Genomic DNA, 4960 nt, shown 5'->3' on the forward strand with positions numbered 1-4960 from the left:
AATTATTAAGTTTCAGAATTCCAAAAGACAGAAAAAAGTGTAGGCTAAGGAGGAATATAGATGGCTAGAAAATGTGAAATTTGCGGAAAAAGTCCTGCGACTGGAAACACCGTTGCTAAATCAAAAGTAACAACAAGAAGGGTATGGAAGCCTAACCTTCAAAAGATAAGAGTAATTACCGACGAAGGTACAGTAAGAAGGATTTATGTTTGTACTAAATGTTTAAAATCTGGAAAAGTTCAAAAGGCATAAAGAAAAATCGGTCTAAAATAAGACCGATTTTATTTTGCATAATTTGGCGTGCCTGGCCGGATTTGAACCGGCAACCTCCGGATCCGCAGTCCAACGCTCTATCCAATTGAGCTACAGGCACATTGAAACTTTGATAAAAAATGGCGGAGAGGGAGGGATTCGAACCCTCGGTAGAGTCACCTCTACACTTGCTTAGCAGGCAAGCGCCTTCGGCCACTCGGCCACCTCTCCGTAATTTTTGCTTATTCAACCCTGAAATATTATAGCATTGATATTCTCAACTGTCAAGGAAACATTTCATTTCTTCGCTCTTTTCATTTCGTACATTTTATTATCGGCTTCTTTTATTAATGATTCAGGGCTTATATCCTTTTGGAAGTCTTTATATTCTGAAACACCATAACTTAAATCAATCCTCACGTTACCATCCACTTTTACATTTTGTAGTTGGTTTAAAATTCGTTGAAAAATTTTATGAACATCAACTTCTTCGGCATTAGGGAGTCCTAAAACAAATTCATCTCCACCTACTCGTATTATCAAATCTGATTCTCTTAAAGTATTTTTTAATACATCTGTTACCTTTTTTAGGATATAATCTCCTGCGTCGTGACCATAATTGTCGTTTATGTATTTAAGGTTATCGATATCAATAAAGACGATAGATAAAGGCTCTTTCCTTCTTTTAGCAAGTTGAAAATATTTTTCTAAGGCATAAAAACCTGCTCTTCTGTTGTAAGAACCAGTTAAATCGTCGAAAGTTGCGTATTTTTTAAGTATTTCTTCAAGTTTTTTCTTTTCAGTAATGTCTGTTATCACTAAAATAATTCTACACACATCAACTTCTTCATACGTTACCCCCGTTAATAAAACCGGGACTTTGTTACCACTTTTCGTAACTAAGTTAGACTCGAAAGAAATCATATTATTAGTGCTTCTTTTTAAATTTTGAATATTTTCATAAAAACTTTCCCAATCTCTTTGATCTAATACTTTTTTTAAATCTAAGATGTCTTCTTCAAATTCAACCATTTTGTAGAATGATTTATTAGCATATTTAACGTTAAAATCAAAATCTAATAAAACCAGGCCTTGTCCCATGTTTTCAACGACTTTTTCAATAAAATCTTTCTCTTTTTTTATTTCTTCAATCTGTTTTTTATCTTCAGTTATTTCTAAATAAGCTCCAACCATATTCAAAGGCAGGCCAAACTTATTTCTTTCTAAAACTTTGCCCCTTGAAAAAAACCATTTATCATTATTGTTCACATCTTTTATACGGTAAGTTCCTTCAAATTTACTTGTTTTAGTCAAAAAATGTTCTCTTATATTTTTTATCACCGTTTCTTTGTCTTCTTTATTGATTGATTCTTCAAATTTGTTCCATTTTCCTTCGAAGGGGTCTTTAGTGTATCCCAAAATTTCTTTGTATCTTTCGTCATAATTGAATTTATCAGAGAATACATACCATTCCCAAATGCCTATTTGGGAAACTTCTAAAGCTTTTTGAATAGTTTCTTGGTTTTTTTGAATGATTTCGATCTCTTTTTTGTACCTTTCACTTTCGCTTAAATCCTTTCCAATTAATATGTAAAGGTTTTCATCGTTTAACCGGAAATTTTCTAATTTGAATTCAAAAGGTACTTCTTCTCCATTTCTGTTGGGAAAGTGTGATTTAAAAATCAACAACTTACTTAAATTTTGCCTTCTAAAGAAATATTCAATCTGTTTCTTAACGTCAACTTCAAAAAAAGCTGTGATATCTTTATTTATAAAATCTTTTTTTGAAAAACCGAAATTATTTATCTTTTTGTTGACAAAAACAATTTTTCTATCACAATCCATAATAAGTATAAGATCGTTCAATTCATCTAGAAGGTAAGAAGGAAAGTTTTCTTCGATAAATTCAAAGGGTTCGTTTTTTGATTCTTCTAACTTTTTTTGAAGTTGAGACAGTATGAAATCTTTCTCTACCCCTGTAAGTTTTTCGTAATTCTCGTTTATTTCAGTCACCCCTTATCACCCTTATTCTACCTTTATTATAGAGTATTTGAAACCTTTTTCATTTAAAAGATTATTAATCTTTTTAACAACAATCTCCCTACTATCAGAAAGGTTTTTAATCCCCCGAAATAAAATATATATTTGTTGAGAATTATAAGTTATTAAATCTTCTTGTCTAATGATCTTTTTCAATTCATTAATTAATTCATCGTCAAAAGAAGAATACATTTTAATCTCCACGAATAAGTGGTCTTTATCTCTTTTTACTTTTTCAAGTTCGAGAACTATATCAAATAATTCTGAGGATAAAACGTTACCATTTTTTTCGTAAAATGCTGGTGTTTCTCCATTATTCACGCTGTTTGGAGTGAATGGAAATTCTTTGGTATGCCCAAAAATATCTTTGTATTCGTTGAATAAACCTTTAGCTTTTTCAAGTTCATTGTTTTCTGTGTAGAATTTGATCAATCTTAACCAACTGTCTTCTCTTTGTGAATAATAAAAAGCTTTTTGAAAATAATAATGTGCATCGATTGGGTTATTCATTTTTTGGTGAATATTACCCATTTCAATTAACATATCAACATATATTCGTTTTAAATATTCCCTTTTTTCTCTCACCCAGTCCTCGTGAACGTTTTCTTGTAATAAATCACCCTTGTATAAACTTACCGCCTTTGATAACAAAAACAAACGTCTATTGATTTCTTTCTCTTTAAACCCTTCATCATTTAAGGCTAAAAATTCTTCAAAATCTATATATATGTCGTTTGATTTTGAAAACGTACAAAAATCCTCTTGTAAGGTTAATTCGTTGCTACTCAGTACTAAATTTTTTCTAATATAATATAGTGTAGTATTTAAATTTTGTCTGGCACTTTCGTCATCGAAATTGGGCCAAAATAGATCGTACAAATCGAAAACGGAAACCTTTTGGCCTCTGCTGAGAATAAGATATTTCAGAATTTCTCTGGCTTTTCTTGATTTTAAATTTTCTATTGGATTATCATCAAGAAAGATTTTAAAATCCCCCAACATATAAATATTTAACATAGGGTATGCCCCCCTTAAAAATTAATTCATTCTTATTTTAACACTTTTGATAATAAACCCAAAAATATTAACGTATTTAATTCAATGAATATCTACTAAAATTCATAGGAGGATACAAGAGAAAAAGAAAATCTTTTAGTAACAAAGTTGTAACCACCCAAGGTCTCAAATTTAAAGTTGGATATTTGATTCAAAATGCCTCCTGTTAAGGAAAAGTCGTATTGATTTTCCAAATAAGTTAATCCCAAGCCAACAAAAAAGTTGTTGTTCATATTTTCAGACAACTTTTTAAGCTCTCGCCCAAGATAAAATCCCAGGTCTTCAAAATTCAACGCTTGTGCTAATTTTTCTCCTAAATAAAAACCTTGTTCTTCGTTGGTAAGCATGTCCCTTAAATCTACGATTTTAAATGTAGGGAAGTTTTCGGTAACTGTGAATGCAAAATCTCCTTTGAAATCAAGGCTGTTATTAGAAAATTTGTAAGGTACAAATATCCCACTGAATTCAAAAGAGTCAATATATGTTCTATCATTCAAAAACAGATAAAAGGTATCGTTTTGATAGTTAACACCAACTTTTAATCCATTAAAAATGAGTCCTACATAGTAACCCCCATTTTTGTAATCAAGTAAGTTACTCATGCCAAAGAAAATTAAATCATTTAATTCCACTTCTGTTTCGCCGATGAACTCATCATCATAATAAGAAAATTGATTATAATAAGTTTTAAAGGTAATTTTATTCTCTTTTGAAATTTCTTTTTGATCTGTGAATTCTAACTTTTCAATGTTGTTCACTAGGAGATAGATATCCAAGGTCTTTTCTTCATTCTCTTCTAAATAATAAATAGAGGTGACATAGTTTTTCTTTTTTTTCAATAGGTCAATAGTATTTTCAAAGTGCATATTCACACTGTCTATAATAATTTTTGTTCTAACCTTATCTCCCAAGTCATTAAGAGGGGTAAGCTCGAAAGTAGCCACAACATTGCCTTTTGAGTCAAACTTAAAAGTATAACCTTGAATCACAGCTATACTACCGAGCAACGTTTCACTTTTGCTTTCGTTCTTCAAAACAGAGTATATTGAGTAATTATACATTTGAGAACTTTGTGAAAACGCAAATGTATGAAACGTCAAAACGAAGAGTATTAGAAGATAGATATACTTTTTCATTTTTGGTCAACCCCTTGAAAGGTTGAGCTAGCAGTTAAAAATATCATCATCCGTTTACTTTCATCTTTATTTTGGTTATCCCCGAATAAAAACCTAAGAAAAGGAAGATCTTTCAGCAACGTTGTTCCCCCGCTTTTTGAATAAAGTTGGCTCAAATCCAAATCTGCTATCAAAAAAATCTCGTTAGGATTTAAATTGACCTTAGTCTCCAGTTCTGACTCTGAAAGTAAATAACCATCTTTTGTAACTTCCATCAAATTGGCTGTTTTTGTCTTAAAGGAAATTTGAAGTATTTGATCTCTCATAGTAGGAGTCATTTCTATTTCTATTCCACTCTCAATATCCCTAAATTCGTTCCTGTATGTAGTAAAAACGATACTCTCTAAATTCTTCAAACTTAATAATGCTGGCTCTCCGGGTAAAACATTGACAACCTGTTTAGTAACTAAATTTGCGGTTTCGTTCTTTTCGTACAT

Annotated in this window: 5 protein-coding genes and 2 tRNA genes; 1 reads left to right on the top strand and 6 read right to left on the bottom strand. The window is 31.0% G+C overall.

Going from position 1 to position 4960, the window contains the following annotated elements:
• Positions 1–60: 60 nt before the first annotated feature.
• The gene (gene rpmB, locus AA81_RS11695; protein ID WP_103078655.1) at positions 61–252 is read left to right on the top strand and encodes a 50S ribosomal protein L28; all 192 of its coding nucleotides are present in this window, start codon (positions 61–63) and stop codon (positions 250–252) included.
• Between the two features lie 44 nt (positions 253–296).
• Here rpmB and AA81_RS11700 read toward each other — a convergent pair.
• The 6 genes from AA81_RS11700 to AA81_RS11725 form a co-directional block, all read right to left on the bottom strand.
• Positions 297–373: transfer RNA gene (locus AA81_RS11700), tRNA-Arg, on the bottom strand.
• A 20-nt stretch (positions 374–393) separates the two neighbouring features.
• Positions 394–483, bottom strand: a tRNA-Ser gene (locus tag AA81_RS11705).
• Positions 484–549: 66 nt separating this feature from the next.
• Positions 550–2265, bottom strand: coding sequence for a diguanylate cyclase (locus AA81_RS11710; RefSeq protein ID WP_103899125.1), 1716 nt, complete (start codon positions 2263–2265; stop codon positions 550–552).
• Positions 2266–2277: 12 nt separating this feature from the next.
• Complete coding sequence (locus tag AA81_RS11715; RefSeq protein ID WP_103899126.1) at positions 2278–3309, bottom strand: AfsR/SARP family transcriptional regulator; 1032 nt, start codon at positions 3307–3309, stop codon at positions 2278–2280.
• A gap of 95 nt (positions 3310–3404) precedes the next feature.
• Positions 3405–4484 carry a hypothetical protein gene (locus AA81_RS11720; protein ID WP_103899127.1) on the bottom strand — a complete coding sequence of 360 codons (1080 nt, stop codon included), beginning with the start codon at positions 4482–4484 and terminating at the stop codon, positions 3405–3407.
• Positions 4481–4960 (bottom strand): secretin GspD/PilQ domain-containing protein (locus AA81_RS11725; protein WP_103899128.1); only part of this gene is annotated, 480 nt, incomplete at its 5' end. The genes AA81_RS11720 and AA81_RS11725, both read right to left, overlap by 4 nt.

This window comes from Petrotoga halophila DSM 16923, from assembly GCF_002924615.1.